Annotated in this window: 27 protein-coding genes and 1 tRNA gene; 13 read left to right on the top strand and 15 right to left on the bottom strand. The window is 59.9% G+C overall.

Annotated elements, in window-relative coordinates:
* Window positions 1-307: 307 nt before the first annotated feature.
* Together LZ536_RS09330 and LZ536_RS09325 are read left to right on the top strand one after the other, a co-directional pair.
* On the top strand, window positions 308-805 hold the full coding sequence (locus tag LZ536_RS09330) for a hypothetical protein (RefSeq protein WP_249848391.1): 498 nt from the start codon (window positions 308-310) through the stop codon (window positions 803-805).
* 230 nt (window positions 806-1035) lie between these two features.
* On the top strand, window positions 1036-1317 hold the full coding sequence (locus tag LZ536_RS09325) for a hypothetical protein (protein WP_249848390.1): 282 nt from the start codon (window positions 1036-1038) through the stop codon (window positions 1315-1317).
* Window positions 1318-1352: 35 nt separating this feature from the next.
* On the opposite strand, the gene LZ536_RS09320 is transcribed toward LZ536_RS09325, so the two are convergent.
* Together LZ536_RS09320 and LZ536_RS09315 are read right to left on the bottom strand one after the other, a co-directional pair.
* Window positions 1353-2198 (bottom strand): hypothetical protein, encoded by an 846-nt coding sequence (locus tag LZ536_RS09320; protein ID WP_249848382.1) that lies wholly within the window; start codon window positions 2196-2198, stop codon window positions 1353-1355.
* Entirely contained in the window at window positions 2198-2341 is a 144-nt protein-coding gene (locus LZ536_RS09315; protein ID WP_249848381.1) for a hypothetical protein, read from the bottom strand. Before LZ536_RS09315 ends, LZ536_RS09320 begins: the two co-directional genes overlap by 1 nt.
* Window positions 2342-2666: 325 nt before the next feature.
* Between LZ536_RS09315 and LZ536_RS09310 the strand changes: the two genes are divergently transcribed.
* Complete coding sequence (locus tag LZ536_RS09310; RefSeq protein WP_249848380.1) at window positions 2667-3326, top strand: hypothetical protein; 660 nt, start codon at window positions 2667-2669, stop codon at window positions 3324-3326.
* Here the strand turns inward: LZ536_RS09310 and LZ536_RS09305 are convergent.
* The 4 genes from LZ536_RS09305 to LZ536_RS09290 all read right to left on the bottom strand — a co-directional run bounded on the left by LZ536_RS09305 (window position 3321) and on the right by LZ536_RS09290 (window position 6097).
* Window positions 3321-3926, bottom strand: a complete 606-nt coding sequence (locus LZ536_RS09305) for an SOS response-associated peptidase (protein WP_249848379.1) — start codon at window positions 3924-3926, stop codon at window positions 3321-3323. The two genes, LZ536_RS09310 and LZ536_RS09305, sit on opposite strands and share 6 nt — an antisense overlap.
* A 3-nt stretch (window positions 3927-3929) precedes the next feature.
* The gene (locus tag LZ536_RS09300; protein ID WP_249848602.1) at window positions 3930-4097 is read right to left on the bottom strand and encodes an excalibur calcium-binding domain-containing protein; all 168 of its coding nucleotides are present in this window, start codon (window positions 4095-4097) and stop codon (window positions 3930-3932) included.
* An 810-nt stretch (window positions 4098-4907) separates the two neighbouring features.
* Window positions 4908-5342: a GFA family protein gene (locus LZ536_RS09295; protein ID WP_249848377.1), complete on the bottom strand. Its 435-nt coding sequence runs from the start codon at window positions 5340-5342 to the stop codon at window positions 4908-4910.
* A 50-nt stretch (window positions 5343-5392) separates the two neighbouring features.
* Window positions 5393-6097, bottom strand: coding sequence for an isochorismatase family protein (locus LZ536_RS09290; protein ID WP_249848375.1), 705 nt, complete (start codon window positions 6095-6097; stop codon window positions 5393-5395).
* A 123-nt stretch (window positions 6098-6220) separates the two neighbouring features.
* Here LZ536_RS09290 and LZ536_RS09285 point away from each other — a divergent pair, with 123 nt between their 5' ends.
* The 7 genes from LZ536_RS09285 to LZ536_RS09255 all read left to right on the top strand — a co-directional run bounded on the left by LZ536_RS09285 (window position 6221) and on the right by LZ536_RS09255 (window position 11393).
* Complete coding sequence (locus tag LZ536_RS09285) at window positions 6221-6934, top strand: winged helix-turn-helix transcriptional regulator (protein WP_249848373.1); 714 nt, start codon at window positions 6221-6223, stop codon at window positions 6932-6934.
* A 99-nt stretch (window positions 6935-7033) separates the two neighbouring features.
* Window positions 7034-7339 carry an EthD family reductase gene (locus LZ536_RS09280; protein WP_249848371.1) on the top strand — a complete coding sequence of 102 codons (306 nt, stop codon included), beginning with the start codon at window positions 7034-7036 and terminating at the stop codon, window positions 7337-7339.
* A gap of 16 nt (window positions 7340-7355) precedes the next feature.
* Complete coding sequence (locus LZ536_RS09275; protein WP_249848370.1) at window positions 7356-7994, top strand: glutathione S-transferase family protein; 639 nt, start codon at window positions 7356-7358, stop codon at window positions 7992-7994.
* 23 nt (window positions 7995-8017) lie between these two features.
* Window positions 8018-8410, top strand: a complete 393-nt coding sequence (locus LZ536_RS09270) for an MAPEG family protein (protein WP_249848368.1) — start codon at window positions 8018-8020, stop codon at window positions 8408-8410.
* A gap of 2 nt (window positions 8411-8412) precedes the next feature.
* On the top strand, window positions 8413-9243 hold the full coding sequence (gloB, locus tag LZ536_RS09265; protein WP_249848366.1) for a hydroxyacylglutathione hydrolase: 831 nt from the start codon (window positions 8413-8415) through the stop codon (window positions 9241-9243).
* Between the two features lie 110 nt (window positions 9244-9353).
* Window positions 9354-10175 (top strand): SDR family oxidoreductase, encoded by an 822-nt coding sequence (locus LZ536_RS09260; protein ID WP_249848361.1) that lies wholly within the window; start codon window positions 9354-9356, stop codon window positions 10173-10175.
* A 477-nt stretch (window positions 10176-10652) separates the two neighbouring features.
* Window positions 10653-11393 carry an isocitrate lyase/PEP mutase family protein gene (locus tag LZ536_RS09255; protein ID WP_249848360.1) on the top strand — a complete coding sequence of 247 codons (741 nt, stop codon included), beginning with the start codon at window positions 10653-10655 and terminating at the stop codon, window positions 11391-11393.
* Between the two features lie 562 nt (window positions 11394-11955).
* Here the strand turns inward: LZ536_RS09255 and LZ536_RS09250 are convergent.
* The 3 genes from LZ536_RS09250 to pyrC all read right to left on the bottom strand — a co-directional run bounded on the left by LZ536_RS09250 (window position 11956) and on the right by pyrC (window position 14813).
* Entirely contained in the window at window positions 11956-13272 is a 1317-nt protein-coding gene (locus tag LZ536_RS09250; protein WP_249848359.1) for a tyrosine-type recombinase/integrase, read from the bottom strand.
* A gap of 341 nt (window positions 13273-13613) precedes the next feature.
* Window positions 13614-13706, bottom strand: a tRNA-Ser gene (locus tag LZ536_RS09245).
* Window positions 13707-13787: 81 nt separating this feature from the next.
* A complete protein-coding gene (pyrC, locus tag LZ536_RS09240) occupies window positions 13788-14813 on the bottom strand; it encodes a dihydroorotase (protein WP_249848358.1) in 1026 nt (341 codons plus the stop codon).
* A 23-nt stretch (window positions 14814-14836) separates the two neighbouring features.
* On the opposite strand from pyrC, the gene ygfZ reads away from it, so the two are divergent.
* Window positions 14837-15535 (top strand): CAF17-like 4Fe-4S cluster assembly/insertion protein YgfZ, encoded by a 699-nt coding sequence (gene ygfZ, locus LZ536_RS09235; protein WP_249848356.1) that lies wholly within the window; start codon window positions 14837-14839, stop codon window positions 15533-15535.
* Here ygfZ and LZ536_RS09230 read toward each other — a convergent pair.
* From LZ536_RS09230 to LZ536_RS09215, 4 genes are all read right to left on the bottom strand, one after another.
* On the bottom strand, window positions 15528-16187 hold the full coding sequence (locus LZ536_RS09230; protein ID WP_249848354.1) for a cyclase family protein: 660 nt from the start codon (window positions 16185-16187) through the stop codon (window positions 15528-15530). The two genes, ygfZ and LZ536_RS09230, sit on opposite strands and share 8 nt — an antisense overlap.
* Window positions 16184-16441 (bottom strand): CBU_0592 family membrane protein, encoded by a 258-nt coding sequence (locus tag LZ536_RS09225; protein ID WP_249848601.1) that lies wholly within the window; start codon window positions 16439-16441, stop codon window positions 16184-16186. The genes LZ536_RS09230 and LZ536_RS09225 overlap by 4 nt, the downstream gene beginning before the upstream one ends.
* A gap of 5 nt (window positions 16442-16446) precedes the next feature.
* Window positions 16447-19140, bottom strand: a complete 2694-nt coding sequence (acnA, locus tag LZ536_RS09220) for an aconitate hydratase AcnA (RefSeq protein ID WP_249848352.1) — start codon at window positions 19138-19140, stop codon at window positions 16447-16449.
* Window positions 19141-19225: 85 nt separating this feature from the next.
* Complete coding sequence (locus tag LZ536_RS09215; protein ID WP_249848350.1) at window positions 19226-20539, bottom strand: NRAMP family divalent metal transporter; 1314 nt, start codon at window positions 20537-20539, stop codon at window positions 19226-19228.
* Window positions 20540-20606: 67 nt separating this feature from the next.
* Between LZ536_RS09215 and LZ536_RS09210 the strand changes: the two genes are divergently transcribed.
* Both LZ536_RS09210 and LZ536_RS09205 read left to right on the top strand, forming a co-directional pair.
* On the top strand, window positions 20607-21161 hold the full coding sequence (locus LZ536_RS09210) for a DUF2585 family protein (RefSeq protein WP_249848348.1): 555 nt from the start codon (window positions 20607-20609) through the stop codon (window positions 21159-21161).
* Between the two features lie 61 nt (window positions 21162-21222).
* Window positions 21223-21741, top strand: coding sequence for an acyloxyacyl hydrolase (locus tag LZ536_RS09205; RefSeq protein WP_249848346.1), 519 nt, complete (start codon window positions 21223-21225; stop codon window positions 21739-21741).
* Between the two features lie 7 nt (window positions 21742-21748).
* Here the strand turns inward: LZ536_RS09205 and LZ536_RS09200 are convergent, their stop codons facing one another.
* On the bottom strand, window positions 21749-22141 hold the full coding sequence (locus tag LZ536_RS09200) for a hypothetical protein (protein WP_249848344.1): 393 nt from the start codon (window positions 22139-22141) through the stop codon (window positions 21749-21751).
* Window positions 22138-22674 (bottom strand): DUF4142 domain-containing protein, encoded by a 537-nt coding sequence (locus LZ536_RS09195; RefSeq protein WP_249848342.1) that lies wholly within the window; start codon window positions 22672-22674, stop codon window positions 22138-22140. Before LZ536_RS09195 ends, LZ536_RS09200 begins: the two co-directional genes overlap by 4 nt.
* Window positions 22675-22706 lie beyond the last annotated feature (32 nt).

Here is a 22706-nt window from a genome sequence, read left to right as displayed (position 1 = left end):
TTGGCCCGGGATGCAGGAGCATGTGTGCCGCGATCATCGCTCAAAAATACCAATACTTCGCTGGCCGAAATAGGAACGATGATTTGGCGCGCGTCATGGGCGATCTCGTTCAAGACTATGGCTCCAGGTTAACGCAAAATTAATCCGCCATCAATTGATCGTTTTACTGGCCTGCTCGCAAAATCGCTTTCAGGGACGAGCTCTTTCCAGCTGCTCCCACCTCTAGTGAGGCCCAGTCGTGCCACGTGAGGCTCACGACTCATCGCCTCTGAAGAACCTCAAAATTGAGAACTTCATAAGTAAGTGGATGGAACCTGAAATCGTCGCCGGCGAACGGATGTCGGCCAAAATCGCCAAGGCGTTCGACGCCGCGATCTCCCCTGACACTTACGCCGTTCTACACCTCCGCCGAGAGTTGGACGGTTGTCGTGGCGAGCGGCAGCTATACGAGCGAGAGGCACTTGGCTTCATGGCGCGCCTCTCGAAACGAGTCAGAGGCAAGGCGACCCATCGGCGGCTGCCTCCTGACCAACGGTTTCTGCCGAATGCCATAACGATCGAGAAGCTGTTCGACGGCCCCCACCTTAACGTCATGCTCCGCCGGCCCGCCAATTGGGAGTTCGATGCCTTTGAGGCCGTCCTGCGCGAGGAGTGGCTTAAGAGCCCTTGGGCCGCCACGGACCAACGCGCGGTCAAAATCATGGAGCGAGAGCGGGGCTCAAATCTCGTCGGCTATTGCCACAAGGAAGGCGACGAGGCCTTGCTCATAGAGACACTAAGCTTCGGACTTGTAGCGGCGTCCTAGCATGCCCCGGTCTTAACGACCTCTGTGTCCAACCCCCGAACATGCATAGCCGGATGAATGAGGATCAACGGCAAACTTCGCTGTGGTCTCAAAGATCATCGAAACAACGAAAAGTCGACCGCACCGAAGGCGAAGCCGCAGGCCAGCGCAGCTGGAGCTAATAGACCCGGTTGATCGAGGATTCCGGCAGGAACTAAAATATCCACGAAAGCAGGAGACCTCCGCTGACATTGGAATACCCGTCGCTGTCGACCGACCTTCCCGACGACGAGGTCAGCAACGACGCGGTCCAGCTAATCATGGTTTCCCTGTTTAACGGTCTATGCAGGCTGACCGCCGCCCTCGCCGAAAACGGCCTGCTAACCGACGATCAGGTTCTCGGTCTCCACGACGCCATGACGACCCCGCTTGATGACCCCGATCTTCGGGACGACGACCTAATATCCTTTACCCGGTCGACGCTGGAAAAGGTCCTCGCACGTGCCTTGGTAGACACGCGCGAGGAGGGCTGAAGTGGTCGGTCGATTAAAACTTTAAATCGATGAAGCTAGGTTTCCTCGGATAGTCGGACGAGGTCCTCGGCAGTCAGCTCCTTGTCCGGGTCGAGGTCCTTCTCGTTCGGGTCTCCGTATTCCGAGCCTGCAAATTTGTTCATGGCTTTTGAGAGCCTCCGAGCATGGACCCGGTTCTCTTGGTCGATATGCTTTTCGAGCCATGCGCTTGAACTTCGGACACGTTTCTCATCGAGGATAACACCGAGAATTTCGACCTCTGCCTGACCACCATGCCGAGCGCGGATGCGACCTAGCAATTCAACGACGTCCTCCGGCGCTGTAGCCTCAATGGGTAGGTCAATCGTGACAGTCGTCCCGGTGGGTGCAATCCCCTCGGCAAACTCGCACAGATTGAAACCGGAACTCCGCTTACCCGGCTTGGCTGCTGCGATGACGCCTTTTTCTGCCACCCAATCCACGAAAGCAGATTCGGTGGGATCGACGGGATCATCCTGACCCTCTGATCCCTTGCGGCTTTTGGCTGCGCGAAGTGCTCCTAGCCACTGAGACTTTGACGCCGCCAGATCAGGCGAAAGTCCTGTCTTAAGTGTAAGCAGCAGATCGTAGGTGTCATGGTTCTCCGGCTTCCACCGGCTCCGCTTTTTAAGCCCGTGGTTGAGCGCTTTGGAAACGTCGGCGATCAACATTCCGCGAAGCCCAAAGGTTGAATCGACTCTTTCGGCGTTTTCGTAGACGCAACCGAGGAACGAATAGAGCGCATCGTGGCCCCGCTTGAGGACATCTACGCAGGCGTCGTAGCGCTCCGTGACCACCTTCACGACGGCTTCAAATTCGGGGCTATCGGTTTCGGTTCTTTCGTATTCGATCAAGGGGTTCATTAGGAGCGCCCCTTTTCGTCTGGATCTGCGCGCGATGCGGCCTCGACGAGCTTTCGGAAGTAGGGGAATTTGTAGAGCTCGGTAAACAACTCTTTGCTATTCAGCAGGCGTGGAACACCATTCTTGTCAATAATCGGTTTCATTCTTAGGCTCCTAATTGAGGAGCCGTATAACTACACACAAGATATGCGAATGTGAAAAGGAGAAAATGGATTTTCTTTGCCATTTCTCCGTGATTTTCCCTCGTGAATTTTGCAATTTCCGACCCCAATTAGATTTTAATTAGGTGTTGTATTGGAACAACGGTCGAATCGCATGTCCAGCGGGGGAGCGGGAGAGGAGCTCGAGTTGCGGCTTCAGACCCTTGGTCGATAGGCCGGTGGCCCGCCAAGCCGTCGGGTAGCTGGCCGAGACGGATCGTCCTAGCGTCGGGCGATGGGGAACCATCGGTCTCGATTCGAGGAGATCTTGCACAGCAAGCTCATCCCCGAATTTTGCGGAGAGGCGGGTCGCAACTGCCAACCGGACGGATTCGTCGCATCTCCCGTGCAGGTGAGCGATGTTGATGCTCGCTACTTCCTGATGGCGATTGAGGCAGGGTTACTCGAACACCTCGGCTGCGGTCGGTACAAAGCCGCCGCCAGCTCAGCATTCGAGCAGTTCTTTTGGGAGGGTCGAAAGGCATTGGAGCCCCGGCCCTTCACACTCTGGCTCGAGCCGGTAATTACCGTAGCTGGGTTGGCCCGGCTCCATTTCGATCATGGCTGGCCCAAGGAATCGATCGGGACCCAGTCTGCCGACTTCGCGTTCGATTTGGTGACGTTCTTGCCGGGCAATTCCACTGAATCTATCGCCGGAGAGGTCAAGAAGACCGCACGGGAGATTGATGATCTCGTCACGCTGATGGTCGAATACGGGCGAGCGGCCGACATTGAGGCACCGACAGCAGGCAAAGAGCGAAATGCCTACATGAAGGTGGCGGCACTTCGCCGTCGGCGTCCGCCAATCTTCTGGGCGCTGGGGCCAGATGGGCTCAGCCGAGTGTTCAAGGTTCAGTTCGGCGCAGGTGATGTGGTCGAACTGGTCACCGTGAGCGATGACCAGTTGAATTATACGCGGACGTTATGACGAGCGCCTAACCCAAGGCTCCTCGGTTCGCTCAACCGTCATCGCCATCTCGTAAGGCCGGCACAGCAGCCCTGCCGCATCAGGCGGGCCGCTGAGCCAATCGTCCCAGTCACTGGGCGGCAGGATTGCGGGCATGCGGTCGTGGACCCCCTGCACATGCTCGCAGGCTTCGGTCATCACCATCGAATAGGCCGGGCCCCATTCATCCGTGTCGCGCCAGATACCGGCGACGGCGAACAGCTCTTGATCAGGCAGTGAGAACCAAGTGCGGGTCTTTGCGCCCTTCTCGCCCTCCGCCTCGCAATAAGCGGTGACCGGGATCAGGCAGCGCCGCTCCTGAAACGAGAAGCGCCACATGAAGCTGTCGAGCTTGTCGGTGCGGCAATTGTTGACCGGCTTGGGCTTTAGCGGCTGGCCGTTCTTGCCCTTTAGCGTTAGCGGGAATCCCCACGTCATCTGCCGCACCCGGCCTTCGGCAACGACGAGGCCGGGATAGCCGGGATAGGCAAACTCCCCGGCATTGCCGCGCGGGTCAGGGTCGGCCCGGAACAGCCGGGCGACCTCATCGACGTTCTTCCGCATATTGTAGAGGTTGCACATCGCTCAGTGCCACCTTTGGACCCGGCGCCATTCTTGATTCCCGGCGTAGGGTTCGCAGGCAATCCCGTCATCATCGGCATCGAGGCGCGATCGATAACCCGGCTCGCCGCGATGAATCGGAGCGGCTCCAAAAGTCCGAGCCCACGAGCAGCTCGGGTAGAAGGTCGGCATCGCGCTCCAATTGGTGACAACCATCCCTGTTGCGAAGACGGCCACCGCTCCGCCGATCCCTAGCCACAAGGTTCGCAACGACGATTTGCGGCGTCGGCGCGCGGCCTGAGCGCGAGCGTATTCGCCTAGCACGACTGGCTTAGCGCGGAAGGGCTTACCGAAGCTCATCAGGCCGAAGCGTCGCGCAATCGTTGGGCTAGGGCAATCGGTAGGGTTCGCTGCCACTGATGGGCAAGAGCACCTTGATCCGCGCTTGCTTGAAACCGCATCGACGGCATCGAAAGCGGCGAGACAGTCCCTCCAGTGGTGTGTTGCCGGGCAAGCAAATCTCTGCGCCATTCAGCGTCCTGATGTTGTCACAGAACATGCAGATCACCTGCAGCGAGCATCGGTGCCGACTGAGCTCAGATAGATTAGTGACTCGCTTGAAAGACATTCTCGCTGCTTAAGCTGACGAGAACGTTTAGTGAACAGATCGAGTCAAACGGATCGAAAATGCTGCGGTGCAAGAGTCCGTTTTGGGTCGAAAGCCGCCAATGAAAAAGGCCCGCCGAAGCGGGTTCTGCGGGCGGCGGGCCTGTCGCTCCGTGTGGAGGACGGACGACGATGACCGGATAGGGGGTCAATGAACCAGCTCACATCGAGAAAGATGCCGATGCGCTCCTAGTGTCTGCTTTGGGTCGAAAGCTGCCACTAGGAAGCCAGCCTCGTCATTGGGTTCTGCGTAAGGAAGCGAAGCGGCCCAGCGAGAGGGGCAGGCTGGGCCGCTTCTAGTCGTGACGCTGCCAGTTAGTTGGCTAGATCAGGCGATCATTCAGGGAGGATGACACCGGACCCGCCCATCTCTGCCGGGTAGTCCTGCATTTTGGGAAGGCCGTCACGAATGCGTAATTGAGTTTCCTGGTAGTTGACGTGAACACCTGCCTGGAACGGGAAATCCGGAATTGTGGCCGCGTAAACGTCAACCAGACCCAAGCTCGGATGTGCTGTGAACAGGTGACCGCCGCATTTCTCGCACCATTTCCGGTCGCTGTTGGCCGTCTTGTTGAAAGTGCGAATGCTTTCGGCACCTCTAGTGACGTTCACGGCGTCCGGCGACCAAAGCGTAAAGGCATTCACCGGGCTTGCCGACCACTGCCGGCAAGATTCACAGTGGCAGTATCCGGCGGCGACTGGTGAACCCGTCACTGCCACCTGGACGGTGCCGCAAAAACAGCTGCCGTGGTACGTCTTTACATCACTCATCAATCGAACTCCCTTTATTCGCTTAAAGCTGCAACGGGATGTTGCTCTTGTCAGGCTGCGATCGGCGCCGAAGCCACGTCGCACGCCTCGATCCGTTTGACGGCTTCGGCCGTGGTCCACATGGCGTGGGCAAGGAAGCGCCAATTGATCATGGCTGCCTCGTAGCCGTCGCCTTCCTCATTTCGTGCTCCGCCCGTCGCATCCCTGACCATTGCGATCTCAAATCCGTGTTCGATGAAATCGCGCATGTGCGCTTCGACGCAGAGATTACCCACAGGCCCGGCGAGGATAATCTGCTCGATGCGGTGGCGTCGCAGCTGGAGAATCATGTCATTGGTCGAAGCACCATACGCCTTGTGCGGGCTCGTGATGATTGTTTCCCTATCGAGAAGGTATGGCTTGTACCGGTCCGGGAAATCGGCGCCCGAACCTTCGAGGTTCTCGAGGCTGAGTGGCCCTTCGCGGTCCAGAAGACCAATCTGATGCGCTAGGTCTTCTAATGGGGTGGTTGGCGCGACCCACTTATGGTCATGAGGATAATAATAGTGCGGTGAAACAAAGACTTTCATGCCCGCGCTCTTGGCGGTGCGAAGCAATACTTCGATATTGGCAAAGGTATTGTTGCGCTCAAGGCTCTCCTTGATGAGGCCGTAAGCCTTGCCATCCGGCATGAAAAAATCGTTGTGCAGGTCCGTGAATACCAAGGCGGCAGCTCCGCCCCTTAGCGTCATTTCCGGCGAACGATGATCAAACACAGCTCTTCCTTTCCGCCCCTCAGTTGAGGGGGCCGCTGAGGAAGAAGAATCGAATTTCAGAACTGCAAAGCCAAGTCCGAAATCCGTACCAGCCCGGCAGGTCCATTGTGTTATGATGACCGCATGAACGGATACGGACAGTTCTGTTCGATGGCCCGAGCGCACGAGGTCTTGGGAGGGCGCTGGACCCTTCTCGTTGTGCGGGAAATTCTATTCGGCAACCGAAGATTCAACGACATCCGTCGGGGCATTCCGCGTATTTCGCGTACCGTGCTTTCGGAGCGCCTAAAAGAGCTCACATTTGCCGGTGCAGTCACGCGCATCGATGGGGCACATGGCCCGGAATATGTGCTCACGGCAGCGGGACAGGAGCTGGCCGCACTCGTGACCGTGCTCGGAAAATGGGGACAGAGATGGCTGGCTCGCGAGCCCGCTAAGGAAGACATCGATCTCCAAGCAGTCTTAGTCGATATGGAACGTCGCGTACGTTTCGACGCGCTACCAAAAGACCCGATCGTAATACGCTTCGAAATTCGCGGTCATCGTCCCCGTTTCATGCTGCTCAAGAAGACGGAAGCCTCGATTTGCCAACAGAACCTGGGCTTTCCTGAACCGCTTTGTGTACGTGGTCCGCTTGAGGCGCTCGTCGCCTGGTGGCGTGGGGACCTAAGTTTTCTCGAAGCGCAACGGATTGGCCTGCAAATTGAGGCTCCTCGACCAATGATCCGAGCCTTCCCGACCTGGTTCGACCTTTACTTTTTTGCACAGGTTGAGCCCGCAACGAAGGTTGCCAATGAGAACGTTCGGGGTTCGCGAACCGCGACCGCAGCGTCCTGACTCTGAGTTGACCGTAATCGGTCAGGATTCCGTACCCCCTCAATTCCTCCAAGCGGTTTAGGATCTTCTCGCAATCAAGTGATCGAGAGGATCCGTCACATGGCGGCACATCTGCTAATTCTTTACCCACGGCCGAGCGATCGCCCCGAGTTTGAGCGAGTGTATCATGAAGAGCATTTGCCGCTTGCCGGTCCCATGCTCATTGGCGCTACAGAGGTAACCACCAAGCGGACGATCGGGCCAGGACTGCCCGACTACCACCTGATCTCAGACGTTTGCTTCCCGACCATGGAGGCGTTGTTGGCCTGTGCGATGTCCAAAGGGGGCCAGCAAGCATTGGCCCATGCGGCAGCTATCAGCACCGGCGGAGAGCCTTTGATCCTCGCCGCAATGGACGACGCTTGAAAGAGGAAAACTCATCATGAAACTCTATTCGTTTCCACCTTCTCCGAATGTTCGGAAAGTAAGCGCCGTAATCTCGCACCTGGGTATTGCCGACGTAGACATGCAGCTCGTCAATCTTGCCAAAGGTGAGCAGCGGCTATCCGATTTCCTTTCCATCAATCCGATGGGAAGGCTGCCAGCCTTGGTCGACGACGATGGTTTTGTCCTTTGGGAGTCGAACGCCATTTGTCAGTTCTTGTGCGAGCGGCAGGGGGCCTCGGCATTTTACCCCAATGATGCGCGAACGCGGGCCGACATCGCCCGGTGGTTGTTCTGGGATGCCTCTTCGTGGGCACAGGCGACCGAGATACTGACGCATGAGAACGTCCGAAAGCCCATGATGCAGATTGGCCAGCCGGACGCGGAGCGGATTTTGGAGGGCGAAGAACGATTCCGCCCACTTGCCAAATTGCTCAATGACCAGCTTGCCGACAGGCCCTTCTTAGCTGGCAATCATGTAACTCTCGCCGATTTTGTGGTTGCTGGTTCAGCGACATACCTCGAGCGCGGCCAGTTCCCGGTCAAAGGGTTGCCCAATCTCCAGGCGTGGTGGGCGCGCCTTCATGAAATCCCTGCTTGGAAAGACACTGTTCCCAGCTCGCAACTTCCCAGCTGAGCCTGACCGAAAAGGACCATGCGATGAAACCGGAACTTGAGGCCCTTATCTGGGTCAGCGCCTTCACTGCGCTCTTGTGGGTGCCATATGTGTTTAACAGACTTCTCGTCGGCGGAATCGCCGCGACATTCGGTTATCCCGATGAGCCGGCGAAGCTTTCTGCTTGGGCGCAGCGCCTCCTTTTGGCGCACAAAAATGCGGTTGAGAACCTGGCTGTCTTCACAGCCCTGGTACTCACCGCTCAGATACTGGACATCCACTCACCGGAAACGGTCGCCGCGGCGAGCTTGTATCTATGGTCGCGCGTCGCACATGCCGCAGCCTATGTGCTGGGCGTACCGGGTGTCCGAACAGTGGCGTTCGTTGGCGGATTTATTGCCCAGATGATCTTTGCTTTTCAGCTGCTGGGTGCCTGACCGTGGACCGCATCCAAATCGAACCGATTGCCGCATTCAAGGATAATTATATCTGGATGATGCACGATGGCGAGCGGGCTGTCGTCGTCGATCCGGGTACGTTTGCGCCTGTAATAAAGGCTCTCGATAGCAAAGGCCTCGAGCTTGGCGCCATCTTGCTCACGCACCTGCACTATGATCACAATCTTGGCGTTCCAGGGTTGCTGGAGCGCACGCCCGTACCCGTCATCGGCCCATTCCTGAATGACCATGACCGGATGACGCATCCGCCCTTCCCAAAACCGGGCACCGTGCCACTAGACTGCGTCACGCATGTGGTTGGCGAGGGCGACACCATCACATTGGAGTCGGTGGGCCTGGAATTTACTGTCCTAGCCGTCCCTGGGCATACGCTTGGTCATCTTGCCTTTGTCGAGCAACGACGGGGATGGCTGTTTTGCGGCGACACCTTGTTTGCGGGCGGCTGCGGCAAAGTGTTCGGCGGCTCTATGGAAAACATGATTCGCTCGCTCGATCGACTGGGCGCCCTTCCGGACCATACCAGCGTCTACTGCGCGCATGAGTACACGCTGAATAATTTAAAGTTCGCAATGGCTGTTGAGCCGGGAAACAAAGCATTGGCCAAGCGAATGGTCGACGTCGAAAAAAAGCGCAGTCGGAACCTTCCAACCGTTCCATCAACAATTGCGTTAGAGCTGGAAACCAATCCCTTTCTCCGAGTGATGGAACGCGAAGTGCTCGACTCTCTGCGGTATCACCGTGGCATCATTCCACGAACTCGAACACAGGGCTTCGAAGCTCTGCGCAATTGGAAGAACGAGTTCGTCGCTTAGGGACGCTGCACTCGCAAGGTCGGCGCTATGCGGGTAAGGATTCCGTACCGCACGCACGTCGCATTGAGCAGTACTTATTCTGGGCAATTTGATTGCACCGGAGTCCCAAAATGAAGATCAAGCTAAGTACGGCGCTAGTCATGGGGAGCTCGCGAGGTATTGGGCGCGCGATTGCGACCAAGCTTGCACGCGAGGGCGTTAAGCGGATTGGCATTCATTACCACTCTCGTCGAGACGAAGCCGAAAAGACGTTGGCGTTGGTAACCCAAGCGGGCAGCTCGGGCGTCCTCCTCCAAGCCGACACGTCGGATGCAAAGCAGGCTCGATCAGTGGTCGAGCAGGCGGCAGAGGAACTCGGAGGCTGCGATATTTTCGTTCAGAGTGCTGTCCCAACGTTCGAGAAAATTTACGAGCACGCGCTTTCGACGGAGGTCCCGCTGTCCAAATGGCAGTTGGCGTTCGATAGCCAGGCCCGAGCATTCTTCATCGCTGCCCCCACGGCCGCAAAATACATGCGAGACGGCGGCAGGATCATTGCCTTGTCTTATCGAGCAGGCGCTGAGACCGGAGGTTGGCAACCTTGGATCGGGATGGGTTCAGCGAAAGCCGCACTAGAGAGCATGTGCCGTTACTTGGCGGTGGCAATGGCGCGAGACGGCATCACCGTGAATGCGGTCAGTCCGGGCGCATGGGGCGATAAATCCACACTCTTCGGCCAGACACCTCAACAGGTTCAGGACGCGATGAACGAATGGGGTCGCGTCGGATGGAACCCGATGAAGCGAAATTGTCTACCATCTGACGTGGCTAACCTTTGCGCTCTTCTTTGCAGCGACGAAGCTGCCTTTGTTACCGGGCAGAGCATAGTCGTTGATGGCGGCGGGTCGCTGATGAACCCCGAGTTTCCTTTGGCCCTGCAAGTACCGCGTTGAGCCCAAGAATCGGACCAATGTGCTCATTGGCAGTGTCACCCCGAAAGGAAATAATTATGTGCGATTGTTCCCGCCCAAAAGCCGAGCGACGAACGGCAGCGGAAGAAACATCTGGCGCGGTAGCCATCGAACTCGAGGCACTTCGCAAGGAAGTTGCCAAACTCCGCAAGCATATCGAAATATTGCTCTTGGCCGCGGAGCCTTGGTGATTATGGCAGGTCGGCGGGAGGCCGTACTGACAATACTCAGCTGGTCGTCCGTGCGTCGTGCTGGCGTGGCCGCTACTATCGTCGGTACCATCGTAAACGGAATCAACCAGGGCCCTGAGATCCTTGCTGGTCAATGGCCAGTAATCTGGAAGCTCGGACTGACTTATCTCGTTCCCTTCTTGGTCGTGAATTACGGGACGTATTCCGCCTTACGAAATTCACGGTGACCCTATTAGCCGGCCGACGAACTTTCCGAGAGGAATCTGCGGTGTCAAAGTATGAGCTCTTCGCCGAGCTACATGTCCCCGGCGACCCAGTTGTGCTTTACAATGTGTGGGACGTTGGAAGTGCGATCTCGGTCACCAAAAGTGGAGCAAAAGCTCTAGCGACTAGCAGTCAGGCAGTTGCCGAAGCTCATGGTTGGCAGGACGGGCAAAATGCGCCGATCGAATTCGTGATTGAGAACGCTAAGCGGATCGCAGACTCTAATAGCCTTCCTCTCTCCGTCGACTTCGAAGGCGCTTATTCGGAGGACCAAGAGGTTGGCGCGGAAAACACACTTCGCCTGAAGGAAGCGGGGGCTGTTGGCTGCAACTTTGAAGATCAAGTCATCGGTGGAATGGGCATCCATCCCCTGAAATGCCAGGCACGGCGAATTAAGGCGATTCGCAGGGCAGTCGGCGAAGATTTTTTTATCAATGCACGCACGGACCTCTTCCTCCAGACACAAGATCATAATGAAGCGCTCGTCGATGAGGTCATTGAGCGCGGCAAGGCCTTCGCAGACGCTGGCGCAAGCGGCTTTTTTGTCCCCCGCATGGGAGATCCTCGGCATGTTGAGCGGGTGATCAAGGAAGTACCTCTTCCACTGAATCTCATCGCTCTTGCAGGGTCGCCCGACAAACAGACTTGGGTCAACGCGGGCGTGGCGCGAGTTAGCCATGGCCCTTATCCGTACCGGCAGTTGATGGACAAACTAGACGAGATGTCGATCGATGCAATCGGTTGAGAGGTTGGATGCAGCCCGGTTTGCAGCCGCGAATGTGACAGGCCGAAAGTCGGAGAGCAGAATTGGCCTGCCCTGAGTGCGAGGAGAACTATCAGCGCGCCCTCAACGCTGACGCGATGTTCAGATCAATTGTCCGGTGGCCATGAGGTTGTTCAGTGACCGGATCACCAGTTGCTCGGAGGGGGCAAGCTTGCGCGGCACGAACGTGTCGATCGCCTCGCTCGCTGACTGAGTCTGAGGGCGGGCAGACTCGCGCTCTGCGGTAGCCGTTTTGAACCGCCGCTGGGCCCCTCTTGGGCGCCAGTACATTTTACACCTTCTGTACTCAGCTGCGTGTCTGGCCAGTGGCAGCTTTGGGTCGAAAGCCGCCATTAACGATTAAAAGTTTTAATCGATGATCAGGCAGTCTCGGGCAGCGTGGCCTTGTGCTGTGAAGTGCCCATGGACATCGACCACTCCGCGCACCTGCAACGCGAACCGCCCGAAGGACCGGCAAACGCAGTCATCCCGTAAATCCCAGCAGTCGCCGGTCAGCAGTAACGAAACCTCGGCATCCGATAGCTCAGCTAACAGTCGGGTCAGAGTGTGGCTCGCTGAGTGACGCTTCAATCTGAATAGAACCACGCGGGTCCTCCGGGGGCTCGATGAATTGGAAAACCGGCTGAGGCTTCGAGCTGTGCAGGTTTGCGACCTTCATCGCCGGGTCTGCATGGCTGAGGTAAAAGCGCTCCAGTTGATCCACACTGGTCCCAGCGTTCTTCGCCAACATGAAGATGTCGATGTTCTGGCCGTGGATAAGACGGTTCATCAGGGCCGTATGGCGAAGGCTGTACAGGGTCCGCTTGTTGCCAAAGCTATCGAACTCAAGGTCGGCCTCACGGAGCAGCGCCTTGAAGAGGTCGTCCATATGCTCCTTCGCGGTTTCCCGGTTTTGATACTGTTGCAGAAAAAGTAGCCGCTCGGGGTCATCGCCATTGCGCGCAATAATCCGGCCCCAGACCGGCAGCGCCTCGGGCATCGACACGACGCGGCGAGGATGGGTCTTCCCGTTTGGCACTGAGACCTCAAGGTACGGGTTAGCCCCGTCGACAGGGTAGCAGTGCTTCTGCCTGAGCTCCTTCCACTCGCCGGCACGCAGGAAGGTGGCCAGCATGAAGGTGACGAAATCTTCCACCTCGGTCCATTGCGCAGCCAAGCGTTCGTCGCCTTTCGCCGCAGCACCCCGCTTTAAGAAGCCTGCACATAGGCAGAGCTCGCGAATCTCGATGTCGTTGAAGTAAGGTCGGGGGTTATCCTTCAAACGCAGCCTCGGCATGGGAGGCGCGGCCTCAATAAGCCTCCGTTCGGCACCGAACTTCAGGATCGCGTTAAGGGTCGAAAGATGGTTGCGCTGCGTCGTCGTTGCCAACTGACCCTGCTTGCTGCCGGCGGCGGCGAAGCAAAGGTACTGCCGAACGTCGTCGGTGGTGATGTTGGCGATGTCCTTGCGCTTGAAGAAGGCGCCGAGGCCATTGGGGGCAACGATCAGCTTTCGTGCATCGTCCCATCCGCGCAGCCTTCGCTTATCCTTACCAGCGAGAAGCTCCTTCTGGGTCAGCCACTCATCGGCAACGACATCAAAACGTCGCCGGTGGTCAGTCGAAGAGCATGGTCCGCCCAGATGACCGAACTTCGCCGCAACGAAGCACTCCGTGTAGAACGCCTCAGCGAAGCGCCTTGCCGCCGCCTCATCGGTCGTGCTGGTCGACTTCGCATGAAGGTTGCGGCCCTCGATCTTCATCCGGACGCGGGCATACCAGTAAGGGCTACCGCCCTTCGATGTAATGGGCTGCTTGTAGAGGCTCAGGCCGGGGCGAATATGGATCGGTTCGGTCTTCAATTGCGGCACTCTGGAAAAAGACCGCAGGCATATAAAGCCAGAACTCGTGAGATCCAAAAGGTTTAAATGTTCCAGATTAAAAAGTTGAAATCGTGCACGGTTCAAAGACTTAGTGGCATTTTAGGTCGATATTTCCTACCGACAACCGCCGGAACAAGCACGATTAGCCGCGAATCGGCTTAGAATTCGGCCTCTCGGAACTAGTTTAGGCAAACCAACCGGAGCCTATTCGATCGGGTGACTATCAGGCGTCCGAGTATAATGCCTCGTATAATGCCTGTTCGCGGAGCATTTTTGGGGTGCCGAGTCCGATGCTCTGGGCACGGATTCTGAGATAGACCTGGCGGAGACGGAGGGATTCGAACCCTCGGTACGGGAATCCCCCGTACGGCGGTTTAGCAAACCGCTGGTTTCAGCCACTCACCCACGTCTCCGGATGCGAAGCGCGCCGGTCCTCGTTTAGGAGGGCTGGCGCGAGCAGCGAGCCGCGCATGTAGCGAAGGGTTGCGCGGGCATCAACCGCCCGCGAACCGCCACTTCAAGGTTTCCCCGGCATGGAACGGAACGAGGCCGCCGACCTCCTCGGGCACGATCTGGTCGACCCGCTCCAGAGTCACGCGATCCTCATTGAGCGGCACGCCGTAGAAATTGGGGCCATGCTCTGACGCAAATCCCTCCAGCCGGTCCAAAGCATCCTCTTCCTCGAAAACCGCCGCATAGCTTTCCATCGCATAGGGGGCGTTGAAGATTCCGGCGCAGCCGCAGGCCGATTCCTTGGCCGAGCGCGCATGCGGCGCGCTGTCGGTACCGAGGAAGAACTTGGCCGAGCCGGAAACCGCGGCGGCGCGCACGGCGAGCCGGTGGTGCTCGCGCTTGGCGACAGGCAGGCAATAAGCGTGGGGCCTGAGCCCCCCTGCGAACAAAGCGTTGCGATTGATGTGAAGGTGCTGCGGCGTGATGGTCGCAGCCACGGTCGCCGGCGCATCGCGCACGAAGTCGGCCGCCTCGGCCGTGGTGATATGCTCGAAGACGATCTTGAGGTCGGGAAAGTCGTCGACCAAGGGCTCGAGCACGCGGTCGATGAACACGCCCTCGCGGTCGAAGACGTCGATCTCGGGATCGGTCACTTCGCCGTGGACGCAGAGCACCATGCCGATCGCCTGCATCTTTTCGAGCGCCGGATAGATGTTGCGGATATTCGTCACGCCGCTTGCGCTGTTGGTGGTGGCGCCGGCCGGATAGAGTTTGGCGGCTACCCAGATTTTTTCCTCGAACCCGCGAGCGAGCTCTGCCGGATCGGCCTCGTCGGTGAGATAGGCCGTGATCAGCGGCTCGAAGCCCTCGCCCGACGCAGCCCTAATCCGGTCGCGATAGGCGGAGGCGGCGTCCACGCTGGTCACGGGCGGCACCAGATTCGGCATGATGATCGCCCGCGCGAATTGCTTGGACGTATGCCGCGCGACACGCTCCAGCATCTCGCCGTCGCGCAAATGCACATGCCAGTCGTCGGGCCGGCGGATGGTCAGGCTTTGCAAGGTCACGCCCCGCTCCCTAACTGAAGGTCATGTCTGCGACCACCCTCACCGACCGCGCCATCGTCCGACTGTCTGGCGAGGACGTTCGCGGATTCCTGAACGGCCTCGTCACGCAGGAGGTTGGCGGGGCGCTGCCGGTCTGGGCTGGGCTCCTGACGCCACAGGGCAAATGCCTGTTCGATTTCATGGTCTGGGACGTTGGCGACGACCTGGTCCTCGACTGCGAGGCGGAAGCGGCGGACGATCTCATCAAGCGGCTCAGCATCTATCGCCTCAGGCGGCCGATCCGGATTGAGCGGGATGACAGTCTTGCCGCGCATTGGTCGAGGGAGGGTGAGCAAGGGGCAATCGACCCGCGCCTTCCAGACCTGGGCCGCCGATGGCTCGGCCCCGCGACGGCGGCCGCCCAGGGCTGGCTGGAGCACCGGCTACGTCTGGGCGTCTGCGAAGGCCGAGCAGAGCTTGGCGACCTACTCTGGCTGGAATGCAATGCTGCCGAGCTAAACGGCGTCAGCTTCACCAAGGGCTGTTTCGTCGGCCAGGAGAACACCGCCCGAATGAACTGGCGGAGCAAGGTCAATCGGCGCTTGGTTGTGGTTGAAGGCGACGGCGGCGATCGGGTGCGAATTGCCTATCCCGAACTTGGCCTTGCAGTCGTCCACGCCCGCATAGGCGACATGCCGGACAACGCCATCCTCCCGGAATGGGCGAAGCCCGCTTTTAGCTGAGCAGAGCGAAGGCGCGGACCGGGAATGTGCCCATGCCTTCGATCTTTGGCGGCGCCGCGGTGAAGGCGAAGCCATCGTCAGGCAGCGCGCCGAGGCCGGTCATATGCTCGCAGATCGGGACTCCGGCGCGCAGCAGGATCGTGTGGACGGGCCGGGCTCTTACGCGGATGTCGTCGATATTGTGACTGTCGATGCCGACCAGGGCCGCGCCATGATCGACGAGCCACTCGGCGGCTTCCGCGGTCAAAAAGGGATGATCGCTGAAATAGGCGTCGCTACCCCAGTGTCGATCCCAGCCTGTATGAACGAGCACGGCCTTGCCGCCGACCTCGAGGCCTTCGAACTTGTCGACACCGACTGACAGGCCGTTCTCCCAAGGCTGGCGGACGACCAAACCGGGCAGCGCGGCCAATTGGTCAAGCTCGAGCCCGGCCAGGTCCGCGCCCTCCTCCCAGCGGTGGAAGGGAGCGTCGAGATAGGTGCCGGTGTTGGCGACCATGTCGATCCGGCCGATCTGGAAGGTCGAGCCGTCGTCGTAATTGGCCGCCGACTGTTCGCGCGACCAGAAATCGCAAATGTGCGGGCCGGGCAGGCCCTTGTAGGTGGTCATGCCCTCGGTAATGCGATGGCTGAGATCGACGAGCCGGCTCATTGGACAGGTTTTCTCCGACGATTGAAGATGCGGACCGATGCGAACAACCCGATCATCATCCACAAGACGTTCAGGGTCGCCGACGGGACGGCGCCGTGCCACCAGCCGTTGACGACGAAGCCGGCGGCGCCGACCACGTTCATCGCCTGGTAGATCAGCGAATTGCCGCTGAACTTGCCCGCCGACAGCAGCAAATAGGCAAGCAGGATCAGGACCGCGCCGGCCCATCCGGCAGCCTCAACCGCAAGGTCGATCGCGCTCAGGCGGCAAGCTTCCGAAGTACGTAGGGCAGGATGCCGCCAGCGTGGAAATATTCCAGCTCGTTATAGGTATCGATGCGGCAACGCGCCCTGATCATCCGGCTGCTGCCGTCCTTGCCGGTGACGATCACGTCAACGTCCTGGCGCGGCTGGATGCCGGCGACATTCGCAATCGAGAAAGTCTCCGTGCCATCAATGCCGAGCGTGTTGGCGCCCTCGCCGTCCTGGAACTGCAGCGGCAGCACGCCCATGCCGACAAGGTTCGAGCGATGGATGCGCTCGAAGCTCTCGGCAATGACGGCGCGGACACCGAGCAGCATCGTACCCTTGGCCGCCCAGTCGCGCGACGAGCCGGTGCCATATTCCTTGCCGGCGATGACGACGAGTTGGGTGCCGTCCGCCTTGTAACGCATGGCGGCGTCGTAAATCGGCAGCGTCTCTCCGCCACCCGAGCTATTTGGCGCGGCATAGCTGGTGAATCCGCCTTCGACGTCCTTCAGCATCCGGTTCCGGATGCGGATATTGGCGAAGGTGCCGCGCATCATCACGTCATGATTGCCGCGGCGCGCGCCGTAGCTGTTGAACTCCAGCCGCGGCACACCCTTCTCGGTCAAATATTTGCCCGCCGGGCTGTCGAGCTTGATCGAGCCTGCCGGTGAAATGTGGTCGGTGGTGATGGAATCGCCGAACACCGCCAGTGCCCGCGCATTCTTGACGTCCGTCAACGGGGCCGGAGTCATGGTCATGCCGTCGAAATAAGGCGGGTTGGCGATGTAGGTCGATCCCGACGGCCAGCTATAGGTGTCGCTCTTCGTCACCTCGATGGCGCGCCAGCGGTCGTCGCCACGATAGACGTCGGCATAGCGGGCGCGGAACATGTCGGAATTGACGTGCGCATCGATGAGCGACCGCACCTCTTCGTTGGTCGGCCAGATATCCTTCAGGAACACCTTCTCGCCATTGCGGGCAATGCCGATCGGCTCGTCGCTCATGTCAGTGCGGACGGTGCCCTTCAACGCATAAGCGACGACCAGCGGCGGTGAAGCGAGATAATTGGCGCGGCAGTCCGGCGAGACCCGGCCCTCGAAATTGCGGTTGCCGGACAGGACCGAACAAACGACGAGGTCCTTGTCGTTGACGGCCTTCGAGATCGGCTCCGCGAGCGGGCCGCTATTGCCGATGCAGGTCGTGCAGCCATAGCCGACGAGGTCGAAGCCGATGGCGTTCAGGTCCTCGCTGAGACCGGCGCGGTCGAGATAGTCGGTGACCACCTGGCTGCCGGGCGCGAGCGATGTCTTGACCCATGGCTTGCTGTCCAGCCCCAGCGCCCGCGCCTTGCGCGCCACCAGTCCGGCAGCGACCAGCACCGACGGATTGGAGGTGTTGGTGCAGCTGGTGATCGCGGCGATGACGACATCGCCATTGCCGAGGTCGAAGTCCTCGCCCTCGACCGGCACGCGCGGGTCGTTGCCCTTCTTGTATGTCGCTTCCAATTCATCGTTGAAGCGGTCGTCGACATCCCCCAGCAGAACCTTGTCCTGGGGCCGGCGCGGGCCGGCGAGCGACGGCTGCACCGTCGCCATGTCGAGGTCGAGCGTGTCGGTGAATAGCGGCTCTGCCCCGCTGCCGTCGCGCCACATGCCCTGCGCCTGCGCGTAAGCCTTCACCAGATCGATGCGAGCATCGTCGCGGCCGGTGAGGCGCAAATAGTCGAGCGTCCGCTCATCGATTGGGAAGAAGCCGCAGGTCGCGCCATATTCCGGCGCCATGTTGGCAATCGTCGCACGGTCGGCGAGACTGAGCGCATCGAGGCCCGGGCCGTAAAACTCGACGAAGCGGCCGACGACGCCCTTGGCGCGCAGCATCTGGGTAACGGTCAGCACCAGGTCGGTGGCGGTAATCCCCTCGCCGAGCGCACCGGTCAGGCGGAAGCCGACGACTTCCGGAATGAGCATGGAGATGGGCTGGCCGAGCATGGCAGCCTCGGCTTCGATCCCGCCGACGCCCCAGCCAAGGACACCAAGGCCGTTGACCATCGTCGTGTGGCTGTCGGTGCCGACGAGCGTGTCCGGGTAAGCGACTTCCTCGCCGCTCTGGTCCTGCGAGGTCCAGACGGCCTGAGCGATATGCTCGAGGTTCACCTGGTGGCAGATGCCGGTGCCTGGCGGCACGACCTGGAAGTTATCGAACGCCGTGCTGCCCCACTTCAGAAACTCATAGCGCTCCGAATTACGCTGATATTCGAGTGCGACATTGTCCTCGAACGCCTGGGGTGTGCCGAACTCGTCGACCATGACCGAATGGTCGATGACAAGGTGGACGGGGACCTGCGGGTTGATCTTGGCCGCGTCGCCACCGAGCGCGGTGATGGCGTCACGCATGGCGGCCAGGTCGACGACGCAAGGTACGCCGGTGAAATCCTGCATCAGCACGCGCGCCGGGCGGTACTGGATCTCCCGGTTGATCTGCCGGTCCTTCAACCAGTCGACCATCGCCTGGAGGTCATCGCGCGTGACCGTCACGCCGTCTTCGAAACGGAGCAGGTTCTCCAGAAGCACCTTCATCGAGAAGGGCAGGCGCGAGACGTCGCCGAGAGCTTCTGAAGCCTTCTGCAGCGAATAATAAGCGTATTTCTTGCCTCCAGCCTCCAGGGTCGAGCGGGTATTGAGACTGTCCTGGCCGGTCGGGATCATCGATTTTCCTTGGTGTCGCTGGTTGGGGGCGCGTGCGCCCTCTAACAACCTCGCGCCGCTTGCGAAAGGGCGGGAACCCCTAGGGTCAGATCATGGTGTAGATCATCGCCCCGACCGCCAGCGCCATGACCGCCGTTGCCAGCCAACCGAGCCAGAGCAAGGCGCCGCCGACCGTGAATACGCTCATTACTGACTTACGGGTGGATACCAGCATCATCACCGCCATGACCGGCACCGAGACGATGCCGTTGATGATCGCGGCGACCACCAAAGCGCGGATCGGGTCGATGGGGGTGAAGTTCATCAGCGCCCCGATGGCGGTCGCGAGCACGATGGTGCCGTAAAACGCCTTGGCCCGCTTCGGCCTGCGATCGAGGCCGACCGGCCAGTGCCGGGCCTCGCCCAGCGCATAAGCTGCCGAGCCGGCCAGCACGGGCACCGCGAGCAGACCGGTTCCGACGATGCCGACGGCGAATACGATCGAGGCATAGTCGCCGGCGAACGGCTTGAGCGCCGAAGCCGCGTCCGCCGAGGTCCGGATGTTGAGGATGTCGTGGGCGTTGAGCGTTGCCGCGCAGGTGAAGACGATGGCCAGCGCAACCAGGTTGGACGCCAGCATGCCGATCATCGTGTCGATGCCGATGCGCTTCAGCTCGACGCGTCCCTCGGCAGGATCGCATTTCAGCGGCTGGACCTCATCGTCGTCTTCGACCTCCTCGGCCTCCTGGCTGGCCTGCCAGAAAAAGAGGTATGGGCTGATGGTCGTGCCGAAGATGGCGACGATCATCATCAGCGTTTCCGGGCTCCACTCGACATGCGGGAAGACCAGGCCCCGGCCAGCTTCCAACCAGGGAATGTCGACCATGAACAAAGTGACGATGTAGCTGAGGAGCGCCAGCGTCAGCCATTTGAGCACGCGCGCATAGGCCTTATAGCGCATGAAGACTTCGGCGGCGGCGCAGAATCCGGCGAAGATCAGCAGGAAGACTTGCGATGGCAAACCGGTGACGAGCTTGCCGGCATCGGCCATCGCGCCAAGGTCGGCGCCGATGTTGATCGTGTTGGCGATCAGCAGCAGCGCGACCAGCGAATTGGCTATCCACGCGGGGTAGAAACGGACGATGTTGCCGGCGAGGCCTCTCCCGGTCACCCTGCCGATCCGGGCGCTGATCATCTGCACCGCGCACATCAGCGGAAACGTCAGGATCATGGTCCACGAAAGGGCGAAACCGAACTGGGCGCCGGTCTGGCTGTAAGTCGCGATGCCGCTCGGATCGTCGTCCGAGGCACCCGTAATTAGCCCCGGCCCGACGACACGGCGCCAGTCTAGGCGACGCTGGCGTCCGGGCACGCCATTCAGCGCGGGCGGGATTGGGCACTCATCGGGTACGCTCGACATAGGCGCTTAAACCGACGATCCAAGCCGAAGGTTGCGCACTCGCCTTCGCCCCGCCAAGCTCAGCGTTGTGACGCGCAATAGAACGTTCTTTTGGGCCGCGGCCATCGTCGCCGCCGCCGTGGTTATCCTTTACATGATGGGCCGTCCGCCGATCTGCACTTGCGGCTCGATCTCGCTTTGGGTGAACGAGGGCGACAGCCCAAGGACCAGCCAAATGCTGGCCGACTGGTACAGCCCCAGTCATGTCATCCACGGACTGCTCTTTTATGGGTTGTTGTGGCTCGCATTCCGGCGCTTGCCGATCGAGCTGCGTTTCCTGATCGCCACCGTCATCGAAGCCGCCTGGGAACTGGTGGAAAACAGCAATTGGGCGATCACTCGCTATCGCGAAGCGACAATTGCCGTTGGCTACACCGGCGACAGCATCGTCAATACGCTGAGCGACATAGGCATGATGATGCTTGGCTTCTGGTTCGCCCGGAAACTTCCGTTGTGGGCTTCGGCCATGCTTGTCGTGACACTCGAAGTCGCGGCCCTGATTGCCGTCCGCGACAATTTGACGCTGAATATCTGGATGTTCCTCTTCCCGACGGACTTCATCCGCAACTGGCAGGCCGGCTGACCGGCACGATTTTCTCTCCCAAGCATTGGTGGCCATTGCATCCGTAATGGAGGCCAGTCCCGTGTTTCGCCTTATCCCTCTTTCCGTGATCGCCCTTGTCGTTGCATCGCCCGCAACCGCCGGCGAAGTTTTCGGAGGACTCTATGTCCATGACATCAACACGCCGCTCGACAAGAGCGGGATCGAGGGCGGCGTCGACCTGCAGGCGGGCTATCGCTGGGACCCGCTGATGAGCCCGAAGGGCCCGCAGCCCTACGTCTTTGTCGCCGCCAACAGTGCCGGCAAGACCCATTATGCGGCTGCGGGTTTGGCCTTCAAATTCGGGACCAAGGTCTTCGTCCGGCCAGGCCTCGGGCTCGCCGTTCATACCGGCTCGTCGCGCGACTTCACCCGGCCCGGTGACGACAAAATCGCATTTGGGAGCCGGGTTCTGTTCGAGCCGGAGCTTGGCATCGGCTATCGGTTCAGCGACCGAATGAGCATCGAAGCCAGCTGGATCCACATGAGCCACGCTCAGATCTTCAGTGATCAAAATCCAGGAATCGACAATATCGGCGCCCGCTTCAGCTGGAAGCTCTGACCCGAATCTAGAGGCAGCGGGTCAGCTGCGACGGCGCGCTTTCGTTGAGTGTGAACGGGCCGGTGGTGGTTCCGTCCTCCAGTTCGATGGACAAGGTCATGACGTGCTTCTTGACCGTCCCCGAATAGGTCGCCGGCTGGCTGCGGAAGATTTGGCCGACCTTGACCGGCCCCGTCGCCCCTGCCCTGAAAGTCCCGCGCGCCGTGAATGTGCCGTCCTTGGCGGGATAGACGGGTTCGTCGATGCTGCCCGCGGCGCAATCGAACTTTACTTCCGCCAGGCCGCCCTGGAAGGCGATGCCGGCATGCTGACCACCCCAGACCCCCATCAGAAAGGGCGAGGACGCAAGTGCCATTCCCGTCGTTCCTAACGCCGCAAACGCAACCACCAGGCGCTTCATCGCGATCCCCTCAAAGCCTGCAGATTGGCCCGCATCACATTCTCCGCATTCGCGGCAATCGGCCTCAGAGTCGGGCTGTCGCCGGACTTTGCATAACCCTCATGCAGCTTCAGGCCTTCCTGGAGGACGATGGCCTGCTGGGCGCGATAGGTATTGTCGAAGTCGCTCGTCGCCTGGAGCGCATTCAGCATCGAGAGATGCTCGGCATCAAGGGAGGCCGAAGGCAGCAGGTTGAGGCGGCGGCCGGCGTAAGACAATTGCGCGCTCGTTCCCCGATGCGCGCTCAACAATGTCTCGGCCAGTGCCCGGGTCGCAGGATCCTGCGTGCGCTGGAGCGCCAGCTGCGCCGACTGCATTTCATAAAGGTCGATCGAGGAGGCCGTGGCGACGTAAGCCGCGGCGCTGATCATGACCGGCGAGGCGATGACGGCCGGGGTCACCGATGCCGATTGCACCCGCGCACCCGAACCGCCGCAACCGGCGAGCACGAGCGCTGGCAGTAAGACGACTGTCTTGGCAAGAAAGCGGCGCATCAACAGGTCCCCTGCCGTTCAACGTCACTCTA

The organism is Sphingomonas alba (genome assembly GCF_023516555.1).
Taxonomy (GTDB): Bacteria; Pseudomonadota; Alphaproteobacteria; order Sphingomonadales; family Sphingomonadaceae; genus Sphingomicrobium; species Sphingomicrobium album.
Note: the sequence above shows the minus strand (reverse complement) of the source record. Positions and strands in the feature narration are given on the sequence as shown.

Excerpts from the sequence above, each read along its gene's own strand:
- LZ536_RS09330 (WP_249848391.1), top strand. The coding sequence starts at position 308 with ATGGAACCTGAAATCGTCGCCGGCGAACGGATGTCGGCCAAAATCGCC.
- LZ536_RS09320 (WP_249848382.1), bottom strand. The coding sequence starts at position 2,198 with ATGAACCCCTTGATCGAATACGAAAGAACCGAAACCGATAGCCCCGAA.
- LZ536_RS09315 (WP_249848381.1), bottom strand. The coding sequence starts at position 2,341 with ATGAAACCGATTATTGACAAGAATGGTGTTCCACGCCTGCTGAATAGC.
- LZ536_RS09305 (WP_249848379.1), bottom strand. The coding sequence starts at position 3,926 with ATGTGCAACCTCTACAATATGCGGAAGAACGTCGATGAGGTCGCCCGG.
- LZ536_RS09300 (WP_249848602.1), bottom strand. The coding sequence starts at position 4,097 with ATGCCGACCTTCTACCCGAGCTGCTCGTGGGCTCGGACTTTTGGAGCC.
- LZ536_RS09295 (WP_249848377.1), bottom strand. The coding sequence starts at position 5,342 with ATGAGTGATGTAAAGACGTACCACGGCAGCTGTTTTTGCGGCACCGTC.
- LZ536_RS09285 (WP_249848373.1), top strand. The coding sequence starts at position 6,221 with ATGAACGGATACGGACAGTTCTGTTCGATGGCCCGAGCGCACGAGGTC.
- LZ536_RS09280 (WP_249848371.1), top strand. The coding sequence starts at position 7,034 with ATGGCGGCACATCTGCTAATTCTTTACCCACGGCCGAGCGATCGCCCC.
- LZ536_RS09275 (WP_249848370.1), top strand. The coding sequence starts at position 7,356 with ATGAAACTCTATTCGTTTCCACCTTCTCCGAATGTTCGGAAAGTAAGC.
- LZ536_RS09270 (WP_249848368.1), top strand. The coding sequence starts at position 8,018 with ATGAAACCGGAACTTGAGGCCCTTATCTGGGTCAGCGCCTTCACTGCG.
- LZ536_RS09260 (WP_249848361.1), top strand. The coding sequence starts at position 9,354 with ATGAAGATCAAGCTAAGTACGGCGCTAGTCATGGGGAGCTCGCGAGGT.
- ygfZ (WP_249848356.1), top strand. The coding sequence starts at position 14,837 with ATGTCTGCGACCACCCTCACCGACCGCGCCATCGTCCGACTGTCTGGC.
- LZ536_RS09230 (WP_249848354.1), bottom strand. The coding sequence starts at position 16,187 with ATGAGCCGGCTCGTCGATCTCAGCCATCGCATTACCGAGGGCATGACC.
- acnA (WP_249848352.1), bottom strand. The coding sequence starts at position 19,140 with ATGATCCCGACCGGCCAGGACAGTCTCAATACCCGCTCGACCCTGGAG.
- LZ536_RS09215 (WP_249848350.1), bottom strand. The coding sequence starts at position 20,539 with ATGTCGAGCGTACCCGATGAGTGCCCAATCCCGCCCGCGCTGAATGGC.
- LZ536_RS09200 (WP_249848344.1), bottom strand. The coding sequence starts at position 22,141 with ATGAAGCGCCTGGTGGTTGCGTTTGCGGCGTTAGGAACGACGGGAATG.
- LZ536_RS09195 (WP_249848342.1), bottom strand. The coding sequence starts at position 22,674 with ATGCGCCGCTTTCTTGCCAAGACAGTCGTCTTACTGCCAGCGCTCGTG.